The organism is Burkholderia cepacia ATCC 25416 (assembly GCF_001411495.1).
Lineage (GTDB): Bacteria > Pseudomonadota > Gammaproteobacteria > Burkholderiales > Burkholderiaceae > Burkholderia > Burkholderia cepacia.
Genome location: NZ_CP012981.1, coordinates 1,531,053 through 1,554,776 on the forward strand (window position 1 = coordinate 1,531,053; position 23,724 = coordinate 1,554,776).

Sequence of the window (23,724 nt, forward strand, 5' to 3'; positions counted from 1 at the left end):
CCCGCCCACCTGGCCGAAAGGCCGACTGGCGCGCGATGCCGCGCCGCGCGACACTGGTTTCGACGGCCGGATTGAACGCGCGTTACGCCTTCGACAACGCCTTCAGTGCGAGCTTGATGCCTTCGGATACACCGGTGCCGGCCGGCACGTTCTTGATCGCGGCCAGGCCTTCCTTTTCGGAATAGCCGAGCGCAAGCAGCGCGTTGAGGATGTCGGTTGCGTGGTCGGACGGCGACGCGGCGCCGGCGAGCGCGCCGAGATCGGCGCCGAGCTTGCCCTTCAGTTCGAGCAGCAGGCGTTCGGCCGTCTTCTTGCCGATGCCGGGCAGGCGCGTGAGGCGTGCGGCGTCCTGCATCGTCACGGCCTGCGCGAGTTCCTGCACGCTCATGCCGGACAGCACGGCGAGCGCCATGCGCGCGCCGATGCCGGTGATCTTCAGCAGTTCGCGGAAGGTCGTGCGCTCTTGAGGCGTCAGGAAGCCGTACAGCAGGTGCGCGTCCTCGCGGACGATCTGCTGCGTGAGCAGCACGACGCGCTCGCCCGTTTGCGGCAGGTTGTAGAAGGTGCTCATCGGCACGTCGATTTCGTAGCCGACGCCGTTGCAGTCGACGAGCAGGTGAGGCGGGTTCTTTTCGAGCAGGATGCCGGCGATGCGACCGATCATGGAGGGCGGGATGCGAGGAATAAAGCGCGAGTGTAGCGCACGTGCGGCGCAATGCCGACGGGATCGGCCGTCAGGCCGGGGCAACGGGTGTCGTGGGTGTGCCGCGTGCGGTCGAAACGGTCGACACGGTCGATCCGGCGGACCGCACGCCGGCACGCGCGAGGTCAGCCGACCAGCCGCCCGCGCCGTACGCGCAGCCCTTTCTTCGCGAGCGCCGGCGCGAGGCCGCCGAGCGTGTTGAGCGTGTCGCCGCCGTGCGCGTGGCAGATCGCCATGCCGAGCGCGTCGGCCGCGTCGGAGCCCGGCTGTCCGGAGAGATTGAGCAGCCGCGTGACCATCTCCTGCATCTGCGTCTTGGTCGCGCGGCCGTAGCCGACCACGGCCTGCTTGAGCTGCAGCGCCGTGTATTCGGCGACGGGCAGGCCGCCCGCGACGAGGCCGCAGATCGCGGCGCCGCGCGCCTGGCCGAGCAGCAGCGTCGACTGCGGGTTCACGTTGACGAACACCTTTTCGATCGCGGCCTGATCGGGTGCGTGCTCGCGCACGATGGTCGAGACGCCCTGGAAGATCGTGCCGAGCCGGGTGGCCAGGTCGGCGGTCGGCGTGCGGATCACGCCGCTCGCGACATAGGCGAGCCGGTGGCCGCTGACGTCGATGATGCCGAAACCGGTGACGCGCAGGCCGGGGTCGATGCCGAGAATTCGCATGAGTGAGGAGAATGGCGTGATGCAGCGATACTACAACGAATGGTGTGCGGCGCCGGCCGCACGTTCGCGTGCGCCGGCGCAACGCAATAAAAAACCCGGCGGGTGCAATGCCGCCGGGTTGTCGTGCAGCGGCCGCGCGGGCCGCATGCCGCGATCAGTGACGGAAGTGACGCACGCCCGTCAGGATCATCGCGATGCCGTGCTCGTCGGCTGCGGCGATCACTTCGTCGTCGCGCATCGAGCCGCCCGGCTGGATCACGCAGGTCGCGCCGGCCGCCACGACGACGTCGAGGCCGTCGCGGAACGGGAAGAACGCATCCGACGCGACGGCCGAACCGGCCAGCGTCAGGCCCGCGTTCTGCGCCTTGATGCTTGCGATGCGCGCGGAATCGACGCGGCTCATCTGGCCGGCGCCGACGCCGAGCGTCATGCCGTTGCCGCAGAACACGATCGCGTTCGACTTCACGTACTTCGCGACGCGCCACGCGAACAGCAGGTCGTCCATTTCCTTCGCGGTCGGCTGGCGCTTCGTGACGACGCGCAGCTCGCTCGGCTGCACGTTCTTCGAATCGAGCGACTGCACGAGCAGGCCGCCGCCCACGCGCTTCAGGTCGAATGCGTTGTGGCCGTCGCCCAGCGCGATCTCGAGCAGGCGCACGTTCTGCTTCGCGGCGAACACCTGCTTCGCGGCGTCGGAGAACGACGGGGCGATCAGCACTTCGACGAACTGCTTCGCGACGGCCTGGGCAGCCGCTTCGTCGACTTCGCGGTTGAACGCGATGATGCCGCCGAAGGCCGACGTCGGATCTGTCTGGAACGCCTTCGCGTACGCGTCGGCCGAATCGTTGCCAACTGCAACGCCGCACGGGTTCGCATGCTTGATGATCACGCAGGCCGGTGCGTCGAACGTCTTCACGCATTCCCACGCCGCGTCGGAATCCGCGATGTTGTTGTACGACAGTTCCTTGCCTTGCAGCTGGCGGTAGTTCGCCAGCGCGCCGGCCGGCGTCGCGAGGTCGCGGTAGAACGCCGCGCTCTGGTGCGGGTTCTCGCCGTAGCGCAGGTCCTGCACCTTGTCGAACGCCAGGTTCAGCGTGGCCGGGTACGTGCTGCGCGAGGCGTGCTTCAGCTCGTCGGTCAGGCTCGTCAGGTAGTTCGTGATCGCGCCGTCATATTGCGCGGTGTGCGCGAACACCTTCGTCGCGAGGCGGAAGTTGGTCGCGTAGCCCACCGCATTGCCGTTCGCCTTCATTTCATCGAGCACGACCGCGTAGTCGGCCGGATCGACGACGACCGTCACGTCGCGATGGTTCTTCGCGGCCGAGCGCAGCATCGTCGGGCCGCCGATGTCGATGTTCTCGATCGCGTCGGCGAGCGTGCAGTCGTCCTTCGCGATCGTCGCGACGAACGGATACAGGTTCACGACGAGCAGGTCGATCGTCGGGATGCCGTGCTGCTCCAGCGCCTGCATGTGCTCGGGCAGGTCGCGGCGGGCGAGGATGCCGCCGTGCACCTTCGGGTGGAGCGTCTTCACGCGCCCATCGAGCATCTCCGGGAAGCCCGTGTAATCGGCCACTTCGGTCACGGGCAGGCCGGCGTCGGCGAGGAGTTTCGCGGTGCCGCCCGTCGACAGCAGCTTGACGCCGAGGTCGGACAGCGACTTCGCGAAGTCGACAATGCCGGTCTTGTCGGAAACGGAAATGAGCGCTTGCTTGATCATGATGGAACCACCAATAGCCAGGGAAACGGGGACGGGACGGCCGCCTACAGCAGGCCGTGCTGCTGCAGCTTCTTGCGCAGCGTATTGCGATTGATGCCGAGGTACTCCGCGGCGAGCGACTGGTTGCCGCCTGCCTGTACGAGCACGACCTCGAGCATCGGCTTTTCGACGCAGGACATCACCATTTCATAGACGTCGTGCGGATTGGAGCCGTCTAGATCCCGGAAATACACGTCCAGGCTCTCGCGGACACATTGTTCGATGTTGTGCTTGCTCATGCTGCTAACTGGTTATGGTCGTCCGACTCGCCCTGGCCGTTTTCCTCTTCGTCGTCGACGTAGACGAGGTGGTCCGACAGCGCCTTTTGCGCCTCGAAGAATGCATTGACGGCGGCGAGTTGCTCGCGGGTGGAATCGAGCGTGTTCATCCTGTGCCGGAACCCGTTGGCACCGGAAAGGCCGCGAGTGTACCAGCCGATGTGCTTGCGCGCAGTACGGACTCCCGTGAATTCACCATAGAAGGCGTAGTGGTCTTCCAGGTGTTCGTTCATCACGTGCTGAATCTCGTCGATCCGCGGCGGGAGCAGCAGCTCGCCGGTTTGCAGGAAATGATCGATTTCGCGGAACAACCATGGCCGACCTTGCGCAGCGCGACCGATCATCAGGGCATCGGCGCCGGTCGCGTCGAGCACGGCCTTCGCCTTCGCGGGCGACGTGATGTCGCCGTTCGCGACCACCGGAATCCGCACCGCCGCCTTCACGGCCGCGATGGTGTCGTATTCGGCGTCGCCGCGGTACAGGTCGGCGCGCGTGCGGCCGTGCACGGTGAGCATCGAAATGCCGGCGGCTTCGGCCAGGCGCGCGACCGTGATCGCGTTCTTGTGCTCGCGATCCCAGCCCGTGCGGATCTTCAGCGTGACGGGCACCGCATCGGGCCCCGTGCCGACCGCCGCGACCACCGCCTCGACGATGCGCTGCACGAGCGGCTCGTTCTGCAGCAGCGCGGAGCCGGCCGCGACGTTGCAGACCTTTTTCGCCGGGCAGCCCATGTTGATGTCGATGATCTGCGCGCCGTTGTCGACGTTGTAGCGGGCCGCTTCGGCCATCATCGCCGGATCGGCGCCCGCGATCTGGACCGCGATCGGCTCCACCTCGCCTTCGTGGTTCGCGCGCCGCATCGTCTTCGCGCTTTTCCACAGCTGCGCGTTGGACGCGACCATCTCGGACACGGCGTAACCGGCCCCCATCCGCTTGCAGAGCTGGCGGAACGGACGATCCGTCACGCCGGCCATCGGGGCGACGAACAGGTTGTTACGCAATACGTGAGAGCCGATAACGGGCATCGCAATGGCACCGCCCGCGGCGGGCGCGGGCATGAAAAGGGCAGACGGAAACGCGCATTTTACCGTATTCCCATGCCCCGCCGATTTGACCCGGTTTGAGTGGCGCGACTGTGCGCGCCGCGCGTCAGTTGCGCTGGCCGAACATCATCTGGCGCGCGATCACCTTCTTGAGCGGCGGCACGAACTCGAGTGCGGTGAGCGCGGCACCGCGCAGCAGCGGGAGCGGGCCCGAGTCGATCGTGAACAGGCGTGCCAGCGTGTCGGTCGCGCCGATCGTGAAGCGCCGGTCGAGTGCGCGGCGCGCGTTGAAGGTGGCGAGCGCGGTCGCTTCGAAGCCTTGCGTGGACAGTGTGTCGACGAGCGTATGCGCATCGCGCAGCCCGAGGTTGAGCCCCTGGCCCGCGACGGGGTGCAGGGTTTGCGCGGCATTGCCGACGATCGCGACGCGGCCGTTGACGAGCGTCTGCGCGGCGTTCAGGCCGAGCGGGAAAGACGCGCGGCCCGCGATCGCGACGAAGTCGCCCATGCGCTCGCCGAACGCGCTGCCGAGCTCGCGCAGGAATGCGTCGTCGGGCAGCGCGGCGCGGCGCGCCGCTTCGTCGGGCGTGCAGCACCACACGAGCGAATACTCGGCCTGGCGCGGGCCGCCAAGCGGCAGCAGCGCGAGCGGGCCTTCGTGCGTGAAGCGTTCCCACGCGACGTTCGGGCGCGGCGCCGATACCGTGACCGTGCCGACGATCGCGGTCTGGCCGTAGTCGCGGCGATGCTTGCCGGTATCGGCCCGCTGTTCGTGGAACAGCCCGCCTTCGGCATTGATGACGATGCGTGCGCGCAGCGTGCGCTCGCCTTGCGGGCCATCGAGCGTCAGCGTGACGCCGTCGGCATCCTGCTGCGGCTCGCGCGCGGTGGTCGACGTGAGCCAGTCGACGCGGGTGCCGCGCACGGCGCCGGCGAGCGCCTGCACGAGCGAGCCGAAGCGCACGACATAACCGAGCGCGGCGAGGTCGTGTTCGTCGCGGTCGATCAGCGTGCGGCCGAAATGGCCGCGCTGCGATACGTGGATGTGTTCGATCGGCGTCGCGTCGGCGGGCCACGCGAGCGTGTCGAGCAGCACGCGGCTGCCGTGCGACACGGCGATCGCGCGCGGATCGTTTGCGCTCGCGGCCGGTTCACGCGCATCGATCAGCGCGATCGATGCGTGCTGCGTGGCGCTGCGGCGCGCGAGCCAGCCGGCGAGCGCGAGCCCGACGGGGCCCGCGCCGACGATGGCGAGGTCGTAGTCCGGCGTGGCCGGGGAGGAGGCGGTCGTCATCTTGATTCGTGAAACGGAGGTAACGGTCGGCGGCAGCCGGTCATGCGAGTGCGCGCATCAGCGCTTCGATCTCGTCCGCCGCGACGGGCACGCCGCGCGTGATCAGCTCGCAGCCCTGCTCGCGCACGATCGCGTCGTCCTCGATGCGGATGCCGATGTTCCAGTACTCGGGCGGCACGTCGTCGGCGGCGCGCACATAGAGGCCGGGTTCGACCGTCAGCGTCATGCCGGCCTTCAGCGTGCGCCATGGCAGCGCGCCGTTGCCGTCGCGCTCGGCGAGCCGCTCGCGGTAGTCGCCGCAATCGTGCACGTCCATGCCGATCCAGTGGCCGGTGCGGTGCATGTAGAAGCGCGTGTACGCACGCTCGGCGATCACGTCGTCGACGTTCGAGAAGCGCGTTTTCGGGATGATGCCGGTGTCGAGCAGCCCCTGCGCGAGCACGCGCACGGCGGCGTCGTGCGGTGCTTCGAACGGCACGCCGGCGCGCGTCGCGTCGATCGCGGCCTGCTGGGCGGCGAGCACGATGTCGTACAGCGTGCGTTGCGCGGGCGAGAAGCGCCCGTTGGCCGGAAACGTGCGCGTGATGTCCGACGCGTAGCCGTCGAGTTCGCACGCGGCGTCGATCAGGATCAGGTCGCCGTCCTTCGCGGTTGCGTTGCCGGCCGGGTAGTGCAGCACGCACGCGTTCGCGCCGGCCGCGACGATCGAGCCGTACGCGGGCGACTGCGCGCCGTGCTTGCGGAACACATACAGCAGCTCGGCTTCGAGTTCGTATTCGCGGATGCCGGGGCGGCACGCCTGCATCGCGCGGCGGTGCGCGAGCGCGGAGATGTGCGCGGCGCGCATCATGATCGCGAGCTCGTGCTCGTCCTTCACGAGCCGCATGTCGTCGAGGAGCGGCGTGAGGTCGAGCATCGCGTCCGGTGCGGCGACGCCCGTGCGCGCCAGCGCGCGCACCGCGTCGATCCAGCCCGCGAGCCGGCGGTCGAAGTCGGCCGATGCGCCGAACCGGTAGTGCACGGTGCCGGAGTCGGCGAGCAGGCGCGGCATCTCCGTATCGATCACGTCGACCGCGAACGCCGCGTCGAAGCCGAACGCATCGCGCGCGGCTTCGGGCCCGTAGTGGAAGCCTTCCCAGATCTCGCGGTCGGCATTCTTGCCGCGGCAGAACAGGATCGACTCCGGCGCGCCGTGCGGCGCGGCCGCGTTCAGCACGAGCACGGCATCCGGCTCGGTGAAGCCCGTCAGGTAATGGAAGTAGCTGTCGTACCGGTACGGGTAGGCCGTATCGCGGTTGCGCAGCAGTTCCGGCGCGGTGGGGACGATGGCGACGCCGCCGCCGGCGGCACGCAGTGCGGCAAGCACGCGTTCACGGCGCTGGCGGTAGACGTCGACGGCGATGGCGGTATCGAGGGGCGCGTTCATTCGTGCGATTGTAGCGCCGCGTGACGCCGCGCGTGAGAGAGGGGGCGGGAAGCCGCGCCGGGCGGCCCGCGTGACGGTTGTTGCAAACCATCCACAGGCCGGTCGGGCGATTTTCTGTCGCGCGACGCCGGCCGGTTATGATCGGCGACAACGTATACTCTCGGCGGTTCCCTTAAAAAGGCAGATGATGAAATTAATCGGTTCGCTCAGCAGCCCGTACGTCCGCAAGGCGCGGATCGTGCTGGCTGAAAAGAAGATCGACTACAAGCTGGAGCTCGAGAACGTGTGGGCGCCGGAGACGGATATTCATGCTTCGAATCCGCTCGGCAAGGTCCCGTGCCTCGTGATGGAGGATGGTGCCGCGGTGTTCGATTCCCGCGTGATCTGCGAATACGTCGACACGCTGTCGCCGGTCGGCAAGCTGATTCCGCCGTCGGGGCGCGAGCGCGTCGAAGTGCGCTGCTGGGAAGCGCTGGGCGACGGCGTGCTCGACGCGGCCGTGGCGATTCGTCTCGAATACACGCAGCGGGACGAAGCGCAGCGCAGCGCGAGCTGGATCGCGCGCCAGCAGCGCAAGATCGACGACGCGCTCGTCGCGATGTCGCAAGGGCTCGGCGGCAAGACGTGGTGCGTCGGTAATCATTACACGCTCGCCGACATCGCACTCGGCTGCGCGCTCGGCTATCTCGACTTCCGGATGCCCGAGCTCAACTGGCGCGACCGCCACCCGAACCTCGACAAGCACTTCGTGAAGCTGCTGCAGCGCCAGTCGTTCGCCGACACGCTGCCGCAGAACTGAGCCGCGCGCGACGCGTACACGCATTCACGCATTCGGCAGACAAAAGAAAAGCGCCCCGCGGGGCGCTTTTCTTTTTGCCGGGCCGCCCCCGCGGCGGGGGCGCTCGCCTGCATCATTCGATCGACGCGTAGACGGCCTCGCCGAGCGTGAACGAATCGCTGCGCGAAATCGGCCACCACTTGTCGTACAGCGTAAAGCCGCAGGTGTTGCCGTCGAGCAGCGCGCCGGGCTTCAGGTACTTCAGCAGCTGCGACATCAGCCGGACCTCGTGCGGCGCGATGCGCTGCACGATGTGATGCGCGCGCAGCTCCGACGGATGCGCGAGGCCGGCCGCCTGCACGAGCTCCTGCAGCGCGTGCAGTGTGTTGCGGTGGAAGTTGTACACGCGGTCGGCCTTGTCGGGCACGACGAGCGCGCGCTGGCGCACCGGGTCCTGCGTCGCGACGCCGGTCGGGCAGCGGCCCGTGTGGCAGGTCTGCGCCTGGATGCAGCCGACCGCGAACATGAAGCCGCGCGCCGAGTTCACCCAGTCCGCGCCGATCGCGAGCGTGCGGGCGACGTCGAACGCCGTGATGATCTTGCCGCTCGCGCCGATCTTCACGCGGTCGCGCACGCCGATCCCGACGAGCGTGTTGTGCACGAGCAGCAGCCCTTCCTGCAGCGGCACGCCGACGTGGTCGGTGAATTCGAGCGGCGCCGCGCCCGTGCCGCCTTCCGCGCCGTCGACGACGATGAAGTCCGGCACGATGCCGGTCTCGAGCATCGCCTTCGCGATCCCGAAGAATTCCCACGGATGGCCGACGCACAGCTTGAAGCCGGTCGGCTTGCCGCCCGACAGCGTGCGCAGCCGTTCGACGAATTCGAGCAGCCCGCGCGGGGTCGAGAATTCCGAGTGCGTCGCGGGCGAGATGCAGTCCTTGCCCATCGGCACGCCGCGCGTCTCGGCGATCTCCGGCGTGATCTTCGCGGCCGGCAGCACGCCGCCGTGGCCGGGCTTCGCGCCCTGCGACAGCTTGACCTCGATCATCTTGACCTGCGGATCGGCGGCCTGCTTCGCGAACTTGTCGGGGTTGAAGGTGCCGTCGTCGTTGCGGCAGCCGAAGTAGCCGGACGCGATTTCCCAGATGATGTCGCCGCCGTTCTCGCGGTGGTATTTCGACAGCGAGCCTTCGCCCGTGTCATGCGCGAACCCGCCTTTCTTCGCGCCGAGGTTCAGCGAGCGGATCGCGTTCGCGGACAGCGAGCCGAAGCTCATCGCCGAGATGTTGAAGATCGAAATGTCGTACGGTTGCGCGCGATTCGCGCCGACGCGGACACGGAAATCATGGTTCGGCAGCTTCGTCGGCGCGAGCGAGTGGCTGATCCATTCGTGCGCGACGGCCTTCACGTTCAGCTCGGTGCCGTACGGGCGGTTGTCGGCGACGTTCTTCGCGCGCTGGTAGACGAGGCTGCGCTGCGCGCGCGAGAACGGCTTTTCGTCGGTGTCGTCCTCGACGAAATACTGGCGGATTTCAGGTCGGATGAATTCGAACAGGAAGCGGAAGTGGCCCCAGAGCGGGTAGTTGCGCAGGATCGCGTGGCGGTCCTGCTTCAGGTCGTACAGGCCGAGCGCGACGAGGGCGGCGGGAATCAGGATCCACAGCCACGCGATCGCGTGCCGCGCGGCGAGTGCCGCGACGGCCACGAACAGCAGGACCGCGCACCACATCGCGAGATAGCGTCGGGAAAACATGGGGACTCCGTCGTAATTATCTGGATGGCCATCGCTCGCGAGCGGTCGCGCGGCGGCCGGCAGGTCGGCGCCCTCGGCGTCGCGCCGGGCCGGCGGGCAGGGTGCCCGAGCCGTGCCTGGCCGCCGCCGGCGCCCACGATGGTCGAGAGTCTACTACGGGTCCCGTGAAGCTCGCGTTGCCGAGCCGGCCCGCCGCGTCAGGTGAGCGCGTGACGGATGAACGGGCCGTATGCGGGCGCGTCGGGCTTCAGCCTGACGCCGGCTTCGAAGTCCGTGTCGCGGTTGAACGGCACCCGCGGCCACGTGTGCCAGGCGCGCAGTCGCGCGCGGTAGTCCGCGAGCGCTTGCGCGAGGCGCGCGTCGCGGTGCCGCGCGGCGTCGCCGGCCGGATCGCCGCGAACCTCGTGGATCAGGTGCGGTTCGAGCACGTCGAAGCCGACGTAGCGCAGCGCATGCATGAGCGGCCACAGCAGCAGGCGCGTGTCGCCCTCGCGGCCGTCGGGCGCGCAGGCGGCGGCCGACGATCCGGTCGTCACGCTCAGCAGCGCGCGGCGCCCGTGCAACACGCCGCTGTCATGGCGCCGGCGGCTGCTGTAGAGGCCGCCGTAGACGAACACGCGATCCATCCAGCCCTTCAGGATCGCCGGCGCGCCGAACCACCACAGCGGGAACTGCAGGATCAGCGCGTCGGCCTGTTGCAGCAGCCCGACGTGATGCCCGACCTCCGGCGCGAGCGTGCCGCGCTCCCAGTGGTGGCGCTGCTCGCGTTGCGCGTCGAAGCGTGCCGTGTCGAGCCGATCGGCGTAATGGCGCGGCGCCTCGCTCGGGTCGAACCCGTCGGCGTACAGGTCCGCGACGGTCGCGGTATGGCCGGCGGCGCGCCACGTATCGGCCGCCGCATGGGAGAGGGCCGCGTTGAACGACTGCGGTTCGGGATGGGCGACGACGATCAGCGCATGCATGGCGGGCTCCGTGAGTATGCGACGATGATGGCCGGCGGCAGCGGGGCCGCGCAATCACGCACCCGGAGGTAACCATGGCATTTCCCGGCGACGTCTATGCGGCGGACTGTTCGGCACGCGACGCGCTCGCGCTGATCGCCGGCAAATGGACGCTGCTGATCCTGCCGGCGCTGGCCGAGCGGCCGCTGCGCAACGGCGAACTGCTGCGGCGCATCGGCGGCATCTCGCAGAAGGTGCTCACGCAGACGCTGCGCGAGCTGGAGCGCAACGGGCTGATCGAACGGATCGCGATCGCCGCGCGGCGATCGCATGTCGAATACCGGCTGACGCCGGTGGCGGAATCGCTGGTGGACACGCTCGTGGCGCTCGATCGCTGGGCCGAGCGCCATTTCCCGGTACTCGACGCGGCGCGCGAGCGCTACGACGCGGCCGTGCAGCACATGCGCTGAACAGGCGGGCGGTAGCGGGCGCGGCCGCTTTCGGCCGGCGCCTGCGGCGCGTCAGCGTGCGGCCGCGAGTGCCGGCGCGTCGAGCGCCTGCCGGTCGCCGGTTGCCGCGCTTTCGATGATGCCGCCGCCGAGACAGATCTCGCCGTCGTACAGCACGGCCGACTGGCCGGGCGTGACGGCCCACTGCGCGTCGTCGAACGCGAGTGAGAAGCGTGCTTCGCCTGCCGGGCCGGGCACGGCGGCGCCGAAGGCGCATGCCGCGTCGGTCTGCCGGTAGCGCGTCTTCGCGCCGCACGCGAAGCCCTCGGCCGGCGGCTCGCCGGCGACCCAGCTCACGTTGCCGGCAACGAGCTCGCGCGACAGCAGCCACGGATGATCGTGGCCCTGCACGACGTACAGCGTGTTCGACGCGATGTCCTTCGCGGCGACGAACCACGGTTCGCCGCTGCCGCTCTTGCTGCCGCCCAGGCCGATGCCCTTGCGCTGGCCGAACGTGTAGAACGCGAGGCCGATATGCTCGCCGACGACCTTGCTGTCCGGCGTCTTCATCGGGCCGGGTTTGGTCGGCAGATAGCGGTTCAGGAAATCGCGGAACGGCCGTTCGCCGATGAAGCAGATGCCGGTCGAATCCTTCTTCTTCGCGTTCGGCAGCCCGATCTGCGCGGCGATCTCGCGCACCTTCGTCTTCGGGATCTCGCCGAGCGGGAACATCGTCTTCGACAGTTGCGCCTGGTTCAGCCGGTGCAGGAAGTACGACTGGTCTTTCGTATGGTCGAAGGCCTTCAGCAGCTCGAAACGCCCGTCGCGCTCGCGCACGCGCGCATAGTGGCCCGTCGCGATCATTTCCGCGTCGAGCGACATCGCGTGATCGAGGAACGCCTTGAACTTGATTTCGGCGTTGCACAGCACGTCGGGGTTCGGCGTGCGGCCGGCCGAGTATTCGCGCAGGAACTCGGCGAACACGCGATCCTTGTATTCCGCCGCGAAGTTGACGGCTTCCACGTCGATGCCGATCAGGTCGGCCACCGACACGACGTCGATCCAGTCCTGGCGCGTCGAGCAGTATTCGCCGTCGTCGTCGTCTTCCCAGTTCTTCATGAACAGGCCGACCACGTCGTAACCCTGTTCCTTCAGCAGCCACGCGGTCACCGACGAATCGACGCCGCCCGACATGCCCACCACTACACGGCGCTTGCTCATTTGTTGACCGCCTGACGTTCGAATGCTTCGGGGCGCGGCGCGACCGAATGCGTATGCACGAAATCGAGCGGAATGCGCCGCCCGGCGAGGTAATCGTCGACGCAGCGCATCACCGCGGGCGAGCGATGGCGCTCGCTGCACGCGCGCAGTTCGTCGGCGGTCATCCACAGCGTGCGGACGATGCCGTCGTCGAGCGCGTGGCCCGCGACCGGCTCGCCGGCCGTGCCGCAGAACGTGAAGCGCAGGTAGGTCGCGCCGGCGGTGCCGGGACGGTCGTAGTGCGCCAGATAGACGCCGACGAGCGCGTCGGGCGTGAACGGGTGCGCGGTTTCCTCGAGCGTCTCTCGGATCACGGCGTCGGCCAGCGTTTCGCCGGCTTCGAGATGGCCTGCCGGCTGGTTGATGCGCAGGCCCGACGAGGTTTCTTCCTCGATCACGAGAAAGCGGCCGGCATGCTCGACGAGCGCCGCGACCGTCACATGCGGGGTCCAGATTTCGGGTTTCATGGTTCGGCATTTTACCGGTTGCGCCCGAACGCTGCCCGGCGTTCGGTCAGACGAATCCGACCCTCGTAATCGTCCGTCGCGCCGGTGCGCGGCCACGCCGGCCAGGCTGACGCGTCGATCTCGCGCGATCGCGCGCAAAGGCGGGTGCGGCCGCCGCTTTCGCCTAAAGTGAAACGTGAGTGCCGTCGCTCGCGAGCCGGTAGTCCGGCTGCCCGGCTCGTTGCGCGGTGGAAATCGCCGGAAACGACCTGCCGGCGATGACTGGAGGGACTGACGATGCATATTGGCGTGCCTGCCGAAACGCGGGCGAACGAGGCGCGGGTGGCCGCGACGCCGGAAACCGTGAAGAAATACGCGGCGGCCGGGCATCGGGTCAGTATCGCGAGAGGGGCCGGCCTCGCGGCCAGTTATCCCGACGCAGCCTATGCGGCCGCCGGTGCCGAACTGACCGGCCAGTCGGCCGCGTTCGACGTCGACATCGTGCTGAAGGTCCAGGCCCCCACCGACGCCGAGCTGCCGTTGCTCAAGCGCGGCGCCGTGCTGGTCGGCATGCTCGATCCGTTCAACGGCGAGCAGGCGGCGAAGCTCGCCGCGGCCGGCGTGACGGGCTTCGCGCTCGAAGCCGCGCCGCGCACGACGCGCGCACAGGGGCTCGACGTGCTGTCGTCGCAGGCGAACATCGCGGGCTACAAGGCCGTGCTGGTTGCCGCGGCGCTGTATCCGCGCTTCTTTCCGATGCTGATGACGGCCGCGGGCACCGTGAAGGCCGCGCGCGTGCTGATCCTCGGCGCGGGCGTCGCGGGCCTGCAGGCGATCGCGACCGCGAAGCGCCTCGGCGCGGTGATCGAGGCGTCCGACGTGCGGCCGGCCGTGAAGGAGCAGATCGAGTCGCTCGGCGCGAAATTCCTCGACGTCCCGTTCGAAACCGACGAGGAGCGCGACGCTGCGCAGGGCGTGGGCGGCTACGCGCGCCCGATGCCGCCGTCGTGGCTCGGCCGCCAGGCCGCGCTCGTGCACGAGCGCGCGAAGCAGGCCGACATCGTGATCACCACCGCGCTGATTCCCGGGCGCCCGGCGCCGACCTTGATCTCGGTCGAAACCGTGCAGTCGATGAAGCCGGGCTCGGTGCTCGTCGATCTCGCGGCCGGCCGCGGCCCGGAATTCGACGGCCGCAAGAGCGGCAACTGCCCGCTGACGGTCGCCGACCAGGTGATCGCGCACCACGGCGTGACGATCGCCGGCTACACGAATCTCGCGTCGATGGTCGCCTCGGACGCATCGGCGCTGTATGCGCGCAACCTGCTCGACTTCATGAAGCTGATCGTCACGAAGGAGGGCACGCTGAACATCGACCTGACCGACGACATCGTCGCCGCGACGCTCCTGTGCCGCGACGGCGAAGTCACGCGCCGATAACGGAGGAGACCATGGAAGTCGTCAATCACACGGTGATCGACGTGATCATCTTCGTGCTGGCGGTGTACGTCGGCTACCACGTGGTGTGGAACGTCACGCCGGCGCTGCATACGCCGCTGATGGCCGTGACCAACGCGATCTCGGCGATCGTGATTGTCGGTGCGATGCTCGCGGCGGCGCTCACCGTCGGCGCGACCGGCAAGGTGTTCGGCACGCTCGCGGTCGCGCTCGCGGCGGTCAACGTGTTCGGCGGCTTCCTCGTGACGAGGCGCATGCTCGAGATGTTCCGCAAGAAGGCGCCCCGGCAGCCCGGGCGCGGCAAGGAGGGCGCGCGATGAGCATGAACGTCGTCACGCTGCTGTACCTCGTCGCATCGGTGTGTTTCATCCAGGCGCTGAAGGGCCTGTCGAACCCGACGAGCGCGCGGCGCGGCAACCTGTTCGGGATGGCCGGGATGGCCGTCGCGATCCTCACGACGATCGCGCTGATCGCCAGGCAGGCGGCCTGGCTCGGCGCGAACCTGCCGCTCGGCCTCGCGCTGGTGCTCGGCGCGCTGATCGCCGGCGGCGGCGTGGGGGCGTTCGTCGCCGCGCGCGTCGAGATGACGAAGATGCCGGAGCTCGTCGCGGCGATGCACTCGCTGATCGGTCTCGCGGCCGTGTGCATCGCGTACGCGGTGGTGTCGGAGCCGGAAGCGTTCGGGCTCGTGCCGCAGGACGCCGTCGCGCCGGACTTCATTCCGTACGGCAATCGCGTCGAGCTGTTCATCGGCACGTTCGTCGGCGCGATCACGTTCTCCGGGTCGGTGATCGCGTTCGGCAAGCTGTCGGGCAGGTACACGTTCCGGCTGTTCCAGGGCGCGCCGGTCGTGTATGCGGGCCAGCACCTGCTCAACCTGATGCTCGCGCTCGGGATGCTCGGCTTCGGCATCCTGTTCTTCATCACGCAGTCGTGGCTGCCGTTCATCATCATGACGGCGATCGCGTTCGCGCTCGGCGTGCTGATCATCATCCCGATCGGCGGCGCGGACATGCCGGTGGTCGTGTCGATGCTGAACTCGTACTCCGGCTGGGCGGCGGCCGGCATCGGCTTCTCGCTGAACAACGCGATGCTGATCATCGCGGGGTCGCTGGTCGGCTCGTCGGGCGCGATCCTGTCGTACATCATGTGCCGCGCAATGAACCGCTCGTTCTTCAACGTGATCCTCGGCGGCTTCGGCGGCGAGGCGGCGGCCGGCGGTGCCGCGGGCGCGAAGGAGCAGCGGCCGGTGAAATCGGGTTCGGCCGACGATGCGGCGTTCATGCTCGGCAACGCGGAAACGGTCGTGATCGTGCCGGGCTACGGGTTGGCCGTCGCCCGTGCGCAGCACGCGCTGAAGGAACTGACCGACAAGCTGGTCGAGAAGGGCATCGACGTGAAGTACGCGATCCATCCGGTCGCGGGGCGGATGCCGGGCCACATGAACGTGCTGCTCGCGGAAGCGGAAGTGCCGTACGAGATCGTGTTCGAGATGGACGACATCAACGGCGAATTCGGCCAGGTCGACGTCGTGCTCGTGCTCGGCGCGAACGACGTGGTGAACCCGGCCGCGAAGAACGACCCGGCATCGCCGATCGCGGGGATGCCGATCATCGAGGCGTACAAGGCGCGCACGGTGATCGTCAACAAGCGGTCGATGGCGGCCGGCTACGCGGGCCTCGACAACGACCTGTTCTACATGGACAAGACGATGATGGTGTTCGGCGATGCGAAAAAGGTCATCGAGGACATGGTGAAGGCGGTCGACTGACGCATGCGCCGGCAACGCAGGCGGCCTGCCCCGATTCACGGGCAGCCTCGAAGGACAGGCCCGACCGGCGCAAGCCGGCCGGGCCGTTTTCATGGTGCGACGAGGTTCGCGATGCACGCGGCGATCGTGTCGCGTACGCGCACGATCGCCGGGTCGCGCTGCGTGCTCGAGCGCCAGCCGATTTCGACCGGGTAGTGCGGCAAGTCGACCGGGCAGGCGAGCGCGCGCAACGGCGTGGATCGCGCGATCGCGCGCGCCGCGTGCGAGGGAATCGTCGCCACCGCGTCGGAGCCGGCGAGCAGGTACGGCAACGCGGCGAAATGCGTGGTCGACGCCGCGACGCGCCGCTTGTGGCCGAGCGTGGCCAGCGCCTCGTCGACGATCCCGATCACGCCGCCCGACGACACGAGCAGGTGGTCGCGCTGCAGGAAATCGGCGAGCGTGAGCGTGCGCGGCGGCCGTGGGCGGGCGGCCGGGTCGATCAGGCACGCGTAGCCGCCCGTCGCGACCGCGCGCCGGCTGAGCCCGTTCGCCGAGAAGCCGCCCGATGCGATCGCGAGGTCGACGCCGTGGCGCAGCAGCGCGTCGCCGGCGATGCCGCTGTGCGTCTGCCGGAAGATCAGCCGGATGCCGGCGGCTTCCCGTGCAACGGCGTCGATCAGCGCGCGGCCGAGCGCGATCTCGAAGTCGTCCGACAGCCCGATCGAGATCGTGCGGCCGATGCGGTCGCCGCCGTCGGCCGCGATCGCGAGGCTTTCGCGGCAACGGTCGAGCGCGTCGGACAGGATCGGTTTCAGTTCGTCCGCGCGCGGCGTCGGCGCGAGCCCGCGGCCGGTGCGCACGAACAGCGGATCGGCATAGATCACGCGCAGCCGCGCGAGCGCCGCGCTCACCGCCGACTGCGTGAGGCCGAGCCGCAGCGCCGCGCGGCTCGCGCCGCCTTCCTCGTACAGCGCCTCGAACACTTTCAGCAGGTTCAGGTCGAGGCCGGCGATATCATCCGTATTCATGACACTTATCGTTCTATCGATTTGATCGATGAAATCATATCGATAAAGATGGCGTTACCCCATTCACCGGAGACGCCTTCATGTCCACTTCAGTCATCGCCGCGCTGCAGATCGGCGCATCGCCCGACGGCACGCGCGCCACGCTCGACACGATCCTCGGCTACGAAACCGCGATCCGCGACAGCGGGGCGTCGCTCGTCGTGCTGCCCGAGGCCGTGCTCGGCGGCTATCCGAAAGGCGAGATCTTCGGCACGCGGCTCGGCTACCGGTTGCCCGAGGGCCGCGACGCGTATGCGCGCTACGCCGCGCAGGCGATCGACGTGCCGGGGCCGGAAACCGACGAGCTGGCCGCGCTGTCGCAGCGCACGGGCGCGAGCCTCGTGGTCGGCGTGATCGAGCGCGGCGGCAGCACGCTGTATTGCACGGCGCTGTTCTTCGATCCGCGCGAGGGGCTCGTCGCGAAGCACCGCAAGCTGATGCCGACCGGCACCGAGCGGCTGATCTGGGGGCAGGGCGACGGCTCGACGCTGCCTGTCGTCGAGACGGCCGCGGGCCGCGCGGGCGCCGCGGTCTGCTGGGAGAACCACATGCCGCTGCTGCGCTGCGCGATGTACGCGAAAGGCGTGCAGATCTGGTGCGCGCCGACCGTCGACGAGCGCGACGTGTGGCAGAGCTCGATGCGGCATATCGCGCACGAGGGGCGCTGCTTCGTCGTCAGCGCGTGCCAGGTGCAGCCGTCGCCGCGCGCGCTCGGGATCGACGTGCCGGGCTGGGATCCGGAGCGGCCGCTGATCCGCGGCGGCAGCGTGATCGTCGGGCCGCTCGGCGACCTGCTGACGGAGCCGCTGATCGGCACGGCCGGGCTCGTGACCGCGCGTATCGATACCGACGAACTCGTGCGGGCGCGCTACGACTTCGACGTGGTCGGGCATTACGCGCGGCCCGACGTGTTCTCGCTGCACGTCGACGAGCGGCCGAAGCGCACGGTGGTGTTCGGCGCGTAGGGAAAGGCGGGCCGGGCGCCGCACGGCGGGCGGCGGGCGGCCCGGAACAGGGACGGCGGCGGTGCGCCCGCCGCCGTGCCGCATCAGCGCATCGGCGCTTCCGCGATCCGCATGTAATCGGCGATCCGCCGTCCTTCCATGTCCGGAAACTGCTCGTGCACGACGATGTCGCCCATCCGCGCGATGTCGAAGGTGCGGAAATCGCCGCGCAGCTCGCACCACGCGCCGATCGTCCAGCGCCCGCCCCAGTAGACGAGCCCGAGCGGCCACACGCGGCGTTGCGAATGCGCGCCGAGCCGGTCGCGGTAGTCGAAGCTGACGACGTGGCGCGTATCGATGGCCTGGTGGATCGCATCGACCTTCGCGCAAAACGTCTCGTCGATGTGGAACGACGGCGCGAACACGGGCAGGCGGTCGAGCGCCGTGCGCTTGTCGGCCGGCATCGCCGACGCGATCTTCGCGAGCGCCGAGCGTGCGCCGCTCGCGAAGCGCGCACCGCCCCAGGTTTCGAGCATGCGTGCGCCGGCGGCGAGCGCCGCGAGCTCCTCGGCCGTGAACGTGAGCGGCGGCAGGCTCGCGTTGCGGTTCAGCCGGTAGCCGATGCCGGCTTCACCTTCGATCGGTACCCCTGACAGTTGCAGGTCGCGCACGTCGCGATAGACCGTGCGCGGCGACACCGACAGCCAGTCGGCCAGCTGCTGCGCGGTCGTGAGACGACGCCCGCGCAGCAGCTCGGCGATCTGGAACAGGCGGTCGGCACGGCGCGTCATGACGGCACCTCGGCTCCAACGGCAATGGGGACTTCGCGATGATAGCGCCGCGCGCGCCCGATGGCCGCTGCGCTCAGTGGCATTTCGGCGAGTGCAGGCCGACGCGGTTGCCTTCGGTGTCGATCAGGTAGCCGACGTAGCCGTAGTTGTTCGGCAGCTCGACGACGGAGCCCTGCACGACGCCGCCCGCGCGCTTCGCGCGTTCGAGCGCCGCGACGACCGATTCGCCGGCGTTCAGGTAGACGAGTACGCCGTTCGCGCTCGGCTTGATCTGCTGCGGATCGAACACGATGCTGCCGCCCGTGCTCGATGCGTCGCGGTCGAACGTGGCCATCGGCACGCCGCCGATGACTTCGCGCTGCAGCGTCGTTTGCAGCACGGTTTCGTAGAAGCGGATCGCCCGGTCGAAATCGAGGGACGGAATGTCGAACCACGCGATCGCGCGCTCGGGGGTGGCAGTGGCGGTGGCAGTTGCAGTTGCGGACGTCATGACGAGTTCCTTGTTGCGTTGTTGTTCGGGTTCGGTGCGGAAACCAGCCTTGCATTGCGCCGGGATTGCAGTGTGATCGCGGTCTGCTGACACCGTATTGTCAGTAGAGGTCGGGAACGATCCGCCGCACCGGCTGGTCGTCACGTGGCGCATGCCGTCGGGGGAGAGTGGGGAATCGCGCGTGACCTGCGTCGTGAAGCCGACCGTCACGCACGACGGGCTGGTGCCGGGCTCGGAGATGGGAGAGGGATCGCGGGATTCGCGGCGGGTGGCCGGTCGTGCCGTCGAGCCGCAAGACACTGCTCGAGACGGGGCAGGCGCTGCCGTTCACGACGGGGCGCCGGGAGAAGTCGAAGCATTGAAACGGAACGACGCCGTTGCCGCGGATGCGGTAACGGCGTCGTTCCGGTTGTCGCGCAGGGGCCGTATCGGCGGCCCCGTCGCGACCATGATGCGGATTACGCGTCGCCTTCCGGCGTGGCCGGGCGCGCCTTCACGCTGCCGGCGATCAGGTCGAAGCGGAACAGCCGGCATTCGAGCGCGCCGTTGAACAGCGGCGTCTTGGCCGATTCGCGCAGCCGCAGCTGGCCCGGCAGCGAACGATCGGACGTCAGCAGGAACGCCTGCCAGCCCGTGAAGCGCTGCTTCAGCGCATCGCCGAGCGCGTTGAAGAATTCGCTGTCCGGTGCGTCGGTGTGGGTGCGGCGGAACGCGTCGTCGTTGCCGCGGTTGCGGCCCGTCTCGCGCACCTCGCCGCGCGCGCTGCGGCCGCGCACCTCGATCCGCTCGCCGTACGGCGGGTTCGCGAGGATGATGCCCGGGCCGTCGCAGGGCGGCGTCATCCCGCGCGCGTCGACCTGCTTGAGCCACACCGACGGCACGCCCGCGCGCTCGAGGTTCGCACGTGCCTTCTCGAGCATGTCGCCGGAGATGTCGCTGCCGTACACGCCGAGCGCTTCGCCGCGTTTGCCGCGCGCCGCACGCTTCGCGTCCAGCGCCGGGACCTTCAGCCCCTGCCATGCGGTGATGTCGTATTGCTTGAGTTTCTCGAAGCCGAACCGGCGCTCGACGCCGGGTGCCACGCCGAGCGCGATCTGCGCGGCTTCCGCGAGGAACGTGCCGCTGCCGCACATCGGGTCGTACAGCGCCGTGCCGGGCGTCCAGCCCGTCAGGCGCAGGATGCCGGCCGCGAGGTTCTCGCGCAGCGGCGCCGCGCCCTTGTCGAGGCGCCAGCCGCGCTTGAACAGCGGCTCGCCCGACGTGTCGAGGTACAGCGTGCACTCGTTGGCCGTCAGGAACGCGAACACGCGCACGTCGGGCGCACCGGTATCGATGCTCGGGCGCGCGCCGGTCTTCTCGCGCATCCGGTCGCAGATCGCGTCCTTCACGCGCAACGTCGCGAATTCGAGGCTCTTCAGCGGCGACTTGATCGCGGTGATGTCGACGCGCAGCGTCTGCGTCGCCGCGAACCAGCGCTCCCACGGCTGCTCGAGCGCGAGCGCGTAGACGTCCTGCTCGTTGCGGTAGGCGCGGTGCGCGATCTTCAGCAGGACCCGGCTCGCGATCCGCGAATGGAGGTTCGCGGCCATGCCGGCGGCCCAGCCGCCGCTGAAGTGGACGCCGCCCGGCACCTGCGCGCCCGCGGTGAACGGCGCGCCGTTCAGGTGGCGGCCGGCGATTTCGGCCAGCTCGGCGGCGAGCGCCGCTTCGAGGCCGCGCGGGCAGGGGGCGAAGAATTCGTACAGGGTGGGCGAGGACATAAGGCGGGTGAGGACGTGCAAAAGTCCACTATTGTACGCGGCGCGGGCGGCCGGGGCCGGCGTTGCGTCGCGTTTCGGTGCCGCGGGCGCCGCGCATGCGTGCCGGGGGCGGCCCGGCGGCGCCCGGGCGGGCACCGCCAGGCCGCCGCGGGCTCAGTGCGAGCCCGGCTGGCCGGCGCGGGCGGCCGGGCTGCTGCCCGGCCAGAACAGCGCGAGCGGATTCGACAGCACCGTGCGGACGATCGCGGCGACGAGCGCGCGCACCTTGGTCGGACGCAGGCTGCGCGAGCGCACGGCCATCGTGAACGCGAGCGCGAAGCTCACGAGCACGTTGAGGATCGCCATGCTGAGCACGCCGGCGCCGGCCCACCACAGCTCGGGGGTGCCCAGCGCGTCCTTGCCCAGCACGCCGAGCGCGATCCCGATCGAACCGGCCGACAGCGTCACGTGCCGCACCTCGAACGGGAACATGAACACGGTGACGATCGCGGGGATGAGACCGAGCATCAGGCCGAGGCCGACGTTCGCGACCACGCCGGCCACGTTCGACCGGCAGAAATGCGCGAGCTTCGCGGCGCCGGCCGCGCCGAGCGTGAGGCGCAGCCGGCGGTTGTACGTGAGCGCGTCGCCGACCCGGTGCAGCACGAACCAGTTGTCGGCCCAGCCCGCAAGCAGGCTCGACGCCCACAGCAGCACGCCGGTCAGCGCCGCGTAGAGCGGCGTCGGGCCGAGCAGCGAGAACGAGTGCAGCGTCGCGTGCGCCTTCTCCGGCGAGATCAGGTTCGCATGCAGCAGGTTGCTGGCGAACAGCTGCACCAGCAGGCACACGGGCAGCACGACGAGCACGTTGCCCGAAATCGCGGCGGCCTGCGTGCGGATCAGCGCGATCACCGATGCCACGAACGCCTTCACGCCTTCGTCGTGGCCCGTGTCGTCCAGCTCGCGCGCGAGCGTCGGCGCGGTCATCGCAGGCTGCTTGGTCGCGAGCGTGAAGTGCAGGAAGTGCATCAGCATGAAGCTGGCCGCGTAGTTGATGCCCGCGAGCAGCCCTTCGAGCATCGACTGCAGGTGCGCGCCCGTGATCGCGAACTTCACGCACACCGTCACGACGGTGACGAGGCCGCCGCCCGCGGCCATCCGCAGCATCTTCAGGTACTCGGCGCGGCCGCGCGAGATGTAGTGCTCGCCGGTGTCCGCGTTGGTTTCGACGAGCTTGCGCGCGAACAGCGAGAAGTTGCTGCGCACGAGGTGCGACACGCTCTGGCTGTTGTGGTTCGCGTCGACGAGCTCGGCCGTCAGGTGCGCCATCCCGTGCAGGTCGTCGCGCGCCATCCACGCGTTGAGCAGCATCTCGGCGCGCAGGATGCGCATGCGCATCCGCTCGACCTGGAACACGATGTCGACCGACACGCCGTTGCGGTACAGGTGCGAGAACACCTCGTCGACGGCGATCCGGCATTCGTCGAGCAGCACGCGCAGGTAGTTGACCTCGTGCAGCAGCTTGCTCGGGTCGCCGCCGTCCTCGACGGCCGCGTGCGCGGTCTCGACCGCGAGCATCGCGCGCGTGAGGCGGTAGAACGGCTGCGTTTCCAGCGGCTGGCGTTCCAGCGGCTTGCGCGCGTCGTCGTCGGAGAGCCGGCTGCGCACCGTCTGCGACAGGCCGGTCGAGCTGATCTGGCAGGTCAGGTTGTGCAGCGCGGCCAGCAGGTCGCGCGAGAACGAACCCGGCTCGTGGCGCTCTTCGTCGGTGACGTCGAACGAGAACAGGTCGGCGAGGCGCGTGAGGAGATCGTCGGGCAGCGCGTCGATCCATTGCGCGTCTTCCGGCGTCGGGAACATCAGCGTGAAGAGCGCCGACAGCTCGCGGCGGTTCGGCGCCGGCGGGATCAGCGACGAGTCGATCCGCTCGAACAGCGCGCCGAAGAAGCCCGAGTGCACGGGCATGCCGGCGTCGCACAGGAGCGAGATGCCGTCGCACTCGCGCAGGATGCCGCGCAGGATGCGCGCGGCGTGCGCCTTCCATGCGGGGTTGCGATCGAGCACGTGGAACAGGTAGCGCAAGCGCGCGTGGGCCGGATACGCGCGCGCATCGGCGTCGCGATCGGCCGGCGCGTCCTGCATCGTGCCGGTGCGGCGCAGCCAGTGCGCGAGCTCGATCAGCCATTCGCTGCGCTCGGCGTACGACGCATCGGCGTCGGCGTGCGCGAGCAGCGCATCGAGCTGGTGACCGGCATTGCGCGACGCGCGCCACTTCTTGATCAGGGTCGTCAGGGAACGAAACATAAACGGAATAGCGAAAGCCCTCGGCGGGCGGGTTCGGGATGCCGGCCGGGAAACGGCGCGGCGCCGGGGAGAACGGGTGAGACGGGGCAGGTTGCCGGACGATGCGAGGCGACCCGCGATGCGGCTGCCCCGCTGCGGTGCACGGTGCGGGCGCCGGGCGGCACGGCGGTCGGGCCGAACACGGCCCGGCGCCGCTGGCTGGCGCGCACGACGAGCGGCGCGGGCCTGAAAGTGCGTAGGATCGTCAATCGGGCCGGAAAACGCAAGCCGACCGCGTTGCACGAAGCCGGTTCCGGCCGACTTTGACAAACAATGTCATGGCCGTCCGGCCGGGGAGCGCGATGCGGGGCCGGGGGCCGGCCGCGGCAGCGCATCGCCGATGG

22 protein-coding genes are annotated in these 23,724 nt (G+C 69.2%); 6 read left to right on the forward strand and 16 right to left on the reverse strand.

Annotated features, from left to right (window positions below; all coding sequences use genetic code 11):
• Positions 1-82: 82 nt before the first annotated feature.
• From ruvA to APZ15_RS07050, 7 genes are all read right to left on the reverse strand, one after another.
• The gene (ruvA, locus tag APZ15_RS07020) at positions 83-664 is read right to left on the reverse strand and encodes a Holliday junction branch migration protein RuvA (protein ID WP_021162490.1); all 582 of its coding nucleotides are present in this window, start codon (positions 662-664) and stop codon (positions 83-85) included.
• A 164-nt stretch (positions 665-828) separates the two neighbouring features.
• On the reverse strand, positions 829-1,371 hold the full coding sequence (gene ruvC, locus APZ15_RS07025; RefSeq protein WP_027788361.1) for a crossover junction endodeoxyribonuclease RuvC: 543 nt from the start codon (positions 1,369-1,371) through the stop codon (positions 829-831).
• Positions 1,372-1,525: 154 nt separating this feature from the next.
• The gene (gene purH / locus APZ15_RS07030; protein WP_021162493.1) at positions 1,526-3,091 is read right to left on the reverse strand and encodes a bifunctional phosphoribosylaminoimidazolecarboxamide formyltransferase/IMP cyclohydrolase; all 1,566 of its coding nucleotides are present in this window, start codon (positions 3,089-3,091) and stop codon (positions 1,526-1,528) included.
• A gap of 44 nt (positions 3,092-3,135) precedes the next feature.
• Positions 3,136-3,369, reverse strand: a complete 234-nt coding sequence (locus APZ15_RS07035; protein WP_006476892.1) for a Fis family transcriptional regulator — start codon at positions 3,367-3,369, stop codon at positions 3,136-3,138.
• Positions 3,366-4,433 carry a tRNA dihydrouridine synthase DusB gene (gene dusB / locus APZ15_RS07040; protein WP_027788360.1) on the reverse strand — a complete coding sequence of 356 codons (1,068 nt, stop codon included), beginning with the start codon at positions 4,431-4,433 and terminating at the stop codon, positions 3,366-3,368. The genes APZ15_RS07035 and dusB overlap by 4 nt, the downstream gene beginning before the upstream one ends.
• A 124-nt stretch (positions 4,434-4,557) precedes the next feature.
• Positions 4,558-5,745, reverse strand: a complete 1,188-nt coding sequence (locus tag APZ15_RS07045; protein WP_027788359.1) for a UbiH/UbiF/VisC/COQ6 family ubiquinone biosynthesis hydroxylase — start codon at positions 5,743-5,745, stop codon at positions 4,558-4,560.
• A gap of 40 nt (positions 5,746-5,785) precedes the next feature.
• On the reverse strand, positions 5,786-7,171 hold the full coding sequence (locus APZ15_RS07050; protein ID WP_027788358.1) for an aminopeptidase P N-terminal domain-containing protein: 1,386 nt from the start codon (positions 7,169-7,171) through the stop codon (positions 5,786-5,788).
• A 187-nt stretch (positions 7,172-7,358) separates the two neighbouring features.
• Between APZ15_RS07050 and APZ15_RS07055 the strand changes: the two genes are divergently transcribed.
• Positions 7,359-7,970 (forward strand): glutathione S-transferase family protein, encoded by a 612-nt coding sequence (locus tag APZ15_RS07055; RefSeq protein WP_027788357.1) that lies wholly within the window; start codon positions 7,359-7,361, stop codon positions 7,968-7,970.
• Between the two features lie 112 nt (positions 7,971-8,082).
• On the opposite strand, the gene APZ15_RS07060 is transcribed toward APZ15_RS07055, so the two are convergent.
• Positions 8,083-9,702: an FMN-binding glutamate synthase family protein gene (locus tag APZ15_RS07060; RefSeq protein ID WP_021162498.1), complete on the reverse strand. Its 1,620-nt coding sequence runs from the start codon at positions 9,700-9,702 to the stop codon at positions 8,083-8,085.
• A 197-nt stretch (positions 9,703-9,899) separates the two neighbouring features.
• Positions 9,900-10,664 (reverse strand): NAD(P)H-dependent oxidoreductase, encoded by a 765-nt coding sequence (locus APZ15_RS07065; RefSeq protein ID WP_027788356.1) that lies wholly within the window; start codon positions 10,662-10,664, stop codon positions 9,900-9,902.
• 74 nt (positions 10,665-10,738) lie between these two features.
• On the opposite strand from APZ15_RS07065, the gene APZ15_RS07070 reads away from it, so the two are divergent.
• On the forward strand, positions 10,739-11,113 hold the full coding sequence (locus APZ15_RS07070) for a winged helix-turn-helix transcriptional regulator (protein ID WP_027788355.1): 375 nt from the start codon (positions 10,739-10,741) through the stop codon (positions 11,111-11,113).
• A gap of 51 nt (positions 11,114-11,164) precedes the next feature.
• On the opposite strand, the gene mnmA is transcribed toward APZ15_RS07070, so the two are convergent.
• Positions 11,165-12,313 (reverse strand): tRNA 2-thiouridine(34) synthase MnmA, encoded by a 1,149-nt coding sequence (mnmA, locus tag APZ15_RS07075; protein WP_027788354.1) that lies wholly within the window; start codon positions 12,311-12,313, stop codon positions 11,165-11,167.
• Positions 12,310-12,819, reverse strand: a complete 510-nt coding sequence (locus tag APZ15_RS07080) for an NUDIX hydrolase (protein ID WP_021164203.1) — start codon at positions 12,817-12,819, stop codon at positions 12,310-12,312. Before APZ15_RS07080 ends, mnmA begins: the two co-directional genes overlap by 4 nt.
• Positions 12,820-13,095: 276 nt before the next feature.
• Between APZ15_RS07080 and APZ15_RS07085 the strand changes: the two genes are divergently transcribed.
• The 3 genes from APZ15_RS07085 to APZ15_RS07095 are packed head-to-tail and all read left to right on the forward strand — an operon-like array spanning position 13,096 to position 16,024.
• Positions 13,096-14,235, forward strand: a complete 1,140-nt coding sequence (locus APZ15_RS07085) for a Re/Si-specific NAD(P)(+) transhydrogenase subunit alpha (protein ID WP_027788353.1) — start codon at positions 13,096-13,098, stop codon at positions 14,233-14,235.
• Between the two features lie 11 nt (positions 14,236-14,246).
• Positions 14,247-14,573 carry an NAD(P) transhydrogenase subunit alpha part 2 gene (locus tag APZ15_RS07090; RefSeq protein ID WP_027788352.1) on the forward strand — a complete coding sequence of 109 codons (327 nt, stop codon included), beginning with the start codon at positions 14,247-14,249 and terminating at the stop codon, positions 14,571-14,573.
• A complete protein-coding gene (locus tag APZ15_RS07095) occupies positions 14,570-16,024 on the forward strand; it encodes an NAD(P)(+) transhydrogenase (Re/Si-specific) subunit beta (RefSeq protein WP_027788351.1) in 1,455 nt (484 codons plus the stop codon). Before APZ15_RS07090 ends, APZ15_RS07095 begins: the two co-directional genes overlap by 4 nt.
• A gap of 89 nt (positions 16,025-16,113) precedes the next feature.
• On the opposite strand, the gene APZ15_RS07100 is transcribed toward APZ15_RS07095, so the two are convergent.
• The gene (locus APZ15_RS07100; RefSeq protein ID WP_027788350.1) at positions 16,114-17,034 is read right to left on the reverse strand and encodes a LysR family transcriptional regulator; all 921 of its coding nucleotides are present in this window, start codon (positions 17,032-17,034) and stop codon (positions 16,114-16,116) included.
• A gap of 80 nt (positions 17,035-17,114) precedes the next feature.
• On the opposite strand from APZ15_RS07100, the gene APZ15_RS07105 reads away from it, so the two are divergent.
• Positions 17,115-18,038, forward strand: coding sequence for a carbon-nitrogen hydrolase family protein (locus tag APZ15_RS07105; protein ID WP_027788349.1), 924 nt, complete (start codon positions 17,115-17,117; stop codon positions 18,036-18,038).
• Between the two features lie 83 nt (positions 18,039-18,121).
• Here APZ15_RS07105 and APZ15_RS07110 read toward each other — a convergent pair whose 3' ends face one another.
• The 4 genes from APZ15_RS07110 to APZ15_RS07130 all read right to left on the reverse strand — a co-directional run bounded on the left by APZ15_RS07110 (position 18,122) and on the right by APZ15_RS07130 (position 23,341).
• Positions 18,122-18,808, reverse strand: coding sequence for a helix-turn-helix transcriptional regulator (locus APZ15_RS07110; RefSeq protein WP_027788348.1), 687 nt, complete (start codon positions 18,806-18,808; stop codon positions 18,122-18,124).
• 73 nt (positions 18,809-18,881) lie between these two features.
• On the reverse strand, positions 18,882-19,298 hold the full coding sequence (locus APZ15_RS07115) for a VOC family protein (RefSeq protein ID WP_027788347.1): 417 nt from the start codon (positions 19,296-19,298) through the stop codon (positions 18,882-18,884).
• 458 nt (positions 19,299-19,756) lie between these two features.
• A complete protein-coding gene (locus APZ15_RS07125) occupies positions 19,757-21,058 on the reverse strand; it encodes a THUMP domain-containing class I SAM-dependent RNA methyltransferase (protein ID WP_021164196.1) in 1,302 nt (433 codons plus the stop codon).
• Positions 21,059-21,211: 153 nt separating this feature from the next.
• Positions 21,212-23,341: a site-specific recombinase gene (locus tag APZ15_RS07130; protein WP_027788346.1), complete on the reverse strand. Its 2,130-nt coding sequence runs from the start codon at positions 23,339-23,341 to the stop codon at positions 21,212-21,214.
• Positions 23,342-23,724: the final 383 nt, after the last annotated feature.

What these genes read in the sequence shown, in the direction of transcription:
- mnmA (WP_027788354.1), bottom strand. Translation starts at nt 12,313, where the DNA reads ATGAGCAAGCGCCGTGTAGTGGTGGGCATGTCGGGCGGCGTCGATTCG.
- APZ15_RS07045 (WP_027788359.1), bottom strand. Translation starts at nt 5,745, where the DNA reads ATGACGACCGCCTCCTCCCCGGCCACGCCGGACTACGACCTCGCCATC.
- APZ15_RS07105 (WP_027788349.1), top strand. Translation starts at nt 17,115, where the DNA reads ATGTCCACTTCAGTCATCGCCGCGCTGCAGATCGGCGCATCGCCCGAC.
- ruvA (WP_021162490.1), bottom strand. Translation starts at nt 664, where the DNA reads ATGATCGGTCGCATCGCCGGCATCCTGCTCGAAAAGAACCCGCCTCAC.
- dusB (WP_027788360.1), bottom strand. Translation starts at nt 4,433, where the DNA reads ATGCCCGTTATCGGCTCTCACGTATTGCGTAACAACCTGTTCGTCGCC.
- APZ15_RS07095 (WP_027788351.1), top strand. Translation starts at nt 14,570, where the DNA reads ATGAGCATGAACGTCGTCACGCTGCTGTACCTCGTCGCATCGGTGTGT.
- APZ15_RS07125 (WP_021164196.1), bottom strand. Translation starts at nt 21,058, where the DNA reads ATGTCCTCGCCCACCCTGTACGAATTCTTCGCCCCCTGCCCGCGCGGC.
- APZ15_RS07090 (WP_027788352.1), top strand. Translation starts at nt 14,247, where the DNA reads ATGGAAGTCGTCAATCACACGGTGATCGACGTGATCATCTTCGTGCTG.
- purH (WP_021162493.1), bottom strand. Translation starts at nt 3,091, where the DNA reads ATGATCAAGCAAGCGCTCATTTCCGTTTCCGACAAGACCGGCATTGTC.
- APZ15_RS07080 (WP_021164203.1), bottom strand. Translation starts at nt 12,819, where the DNA reads ATGAAACCCGAAATCTGGACCCCGCATGTGACGGTCGCGGCGCTCGTC.
- APZ15_RS07050 (WP_027788358.1), bottom strand. Translation starts at nt 7,171, where the DNA reads ATGAACGCGCCCCTCGATACCGCCATCGCCGTCGACGTCTACCGCCAG.
- APZ15_RS07055 (WP_027788357.1), top strand. Translation starts at nt 7,359, where the DNA reads ATGAAATTAATCGGTTCGCTCAGCAGCCCGTACGTCCGCAAGGCGCGG.
- APZ15_RS07115 (WP_027788347.1), bottom strand. Translation starts at nt 19,298, where the DNA reads ATGACGTCCGCAACTGCAACTGCCACCGCCACTGCCACCCCCGAGCGC.
- APZ15_RS07060 (WP_021162498.1), bottom strand. Translation starts at nt 9,702, where the DNA reads ATGTTTTCCCGACGCTATCTCGCGATGTGGTGCGCGGTCCTGCTGTTC.
- APZ15_RS07070 (WP_027788355.1), top strand. Translation starts at nt 10,739, where the DNA reads ATGGCATTTCCCGGCGACGTCTATGCGGCGGACTGTTCGGCACGCGAC.
- ruvC (WP_027788361.1), bottom strand. Translation starts at nt 1,371, where the DNA reads ATGCGAATTCTCGGCATCGACCCCGGCCTGCGCGTCACCGGTTTCGGC.
- APZ15_RS07035 (WP_006476892.1), bottom strand. Translation starts at nt 3,369, where the DNA reads ATGAGCAAGCACAACATCGAACAATGTGTCCGCGAGAGCCTGGACGTG.
- APZ15_RS07130 (WP_027788346.1), bottom strand. Translation starts at nt 23,341, where the DNA reads ATGTTTCGTTCCCTGACGACCCTGATCAAGAAGTGGCGCGCGTCGCGC.
- APZ15_RS07085 (WP_027788353.1), top strand. Translation starts at nt 13,096, where the DNA reads ATGCATATTGGCGTGCCTGCCGAAACGCGGGCGAACGAGGCGCGGGTG.
- APZ15_RS07065 (WP_027788356.1), bottom strand. Translation starts at nt 10,664, where the DNA reads ATGCATGCGCTGATCGTCGTCGCCCATCCCGAACCGCAGTCGTTCAAC.
- APZ15_RS07100 (WP_027788350.1), bottom strand. Translation starts at nt 17,034, where the DNA reads ATGAATACGGATGATATCGCCGGCCTCGACCTGAACCTGCTGAAAGTG.
- APZ15_RS07110 (WP_027788348.1), bottom strand. Translation starts at nt 18,808, where the DNA reads ATGACGCGCCGTGCCGACCGCCTGTTCCAGATCGCCGAGCTGCTGCGC.